This is a genomic window from Mangrovimicrobium sediminis, assembly GCF_004745945.1.
Lineage (GTDB): Bacteria > Pseudomonadota > Gammaproteobacteria > Pseudomonadales > Halieaceae > Mangrovimicrobium > Mangrovimicrobium sediminis.
Genome location: NZ_SRLE01000042.1, coordinates 1 through 1,428, shown reverse-complemented (window position 1 = coordinate 1,428; position 1,428 = coordinate 1). Strand labels below are relative to the sequence as shown.

The window sequence follows — 1,428 nt, the reverse complement described above, 5'->3', positions numbered from 1 at the left end:
TCATGCCGATCGTGGTCGACGTGCGCAGCCAGGCCGATTACGACACCTGGCTGGCTGCCAAGCAGGCCGAGGCCGCCGAGATCAAGAAGCTGATGGCACAGACCTTCACCATGGACGAACTGCTGGAGCGCGGCAAGGCGGTTTACGATCGCGCCTGCCTCGCCTGTCACGGGGCCCAGGGTGAGGGCGGCGTCGGCAAGGCCATCGCCGGCAGCCCGGTCGCCACCGGCGACCTCGCGCATCACCTGGACGTGGTGGTGAACGGCGTGCCCGGCTCTGCCATGCAGGCCTTTGGCGGCCAGCTCAACGACGTGGATCTCGGTGCGGTGGTAACCTACCAGCGTAACGCGTTCGGCAATAACATGGCTGACATGGTGCAGCCGATCGACGTGTTCAACTACAAGAAAGGCTAATCGGAGGACTTCAAGATGGGAGATCATCACCACGGCCCTGCGAAGGGCATCAGCCGGTGGCTTTTCACCACCAACCACAAAGATATCGGAACCATGTACCTGTGGTTCTCCTTCGCCATGTTCATCCTCGGCGGCTCCTTCGCCATGATCATCCGCGCCGAGCTGTTCCAGCCCGGCCGGCATGCAGCTGGTCGAGCCGGAGTTCTTCAACCAGATGACCACCCTGCACGGCCTGGTCATGGTATTTGGCGCGATCATGCCCTCCTTCGTCGGCCTGGCGAACTGGATGATCCCGATGATGATCGGCGCGCCGGATATGGCCCTGCCGCGCATGAACAACTGGAGCTTCTGGATTCTGCCCCCGGCGTTCCTGATGCTGGCCTCCACCCTGTTCATGGACGGTGGCGCACCGCAGGCCGGCTGGACGTTCTACGCGCCCCTGTCGACCACCTACGCCGGTCCGTCAGTGACGTTCTTCATCTTCGCCATCCACATCCTGGGTCTGTCCTCCATCATGGGCTCCATCAACATCATCGCCACGGTGATGAATATGCGCGCCCCGGGCATGACCTACATGAAGATGCCGCTGTTCGTCTGGACCTGGCTGATCACCGCTTTCCTGCTGGTAGCGGTAATGCCTGTACTGGCCGGTGCGGTGACCATGATGCTGATGGACGTGCACTTTGGCACCAGCTTCTTCTCCGCCGCCGGCGGCGGTGACCCGGTGCTGTTCCAGCACGTGTTCTGGTTCTTCGGTCACCCCGAGGTATACATCATCATCCTGCCGGCCTTCGGTGTGGTCTCGCAGATCATCCCGGCGTTCTCGCGCAAGCCGCTGTTCGGCTACGACTCCATGGTCTACGCCACCGCGTCCATCGCCTTCCTGTCGTTCATCGTGTGGGCGCACCACATGTACACGGTGGGTATCCCGGTCGCCGGTGAGCTGTTCTTCATGTACGCCACCATGCTGATCGCCGTGCCGACGGGGGTGAAGGTGTTCAACTGGATCTCCACC

1 protein-coding gene and 1 pseudogene are annotated in these 1,428 nt (G+C 62.2%); both read left to right on the top strand.

The window, feature by feature from the left end; translation table 11 throughout:
- Window positions 1-413 (top strand): c-type cytochrome (locus tag E4634_RS21125; RefSeq protein ID WP_135446667.1); only part of this gene is annotated, 413 nt, incomplete at its 5' end.
- Between the two features lie 15 nt (window positions 414-428).
- Window positions 429-1,428, top strand: a pseudogene (locus E4634_RS21120) (cbb3-type cytochrome c oxidase subunit I); the annotation flags it as partial.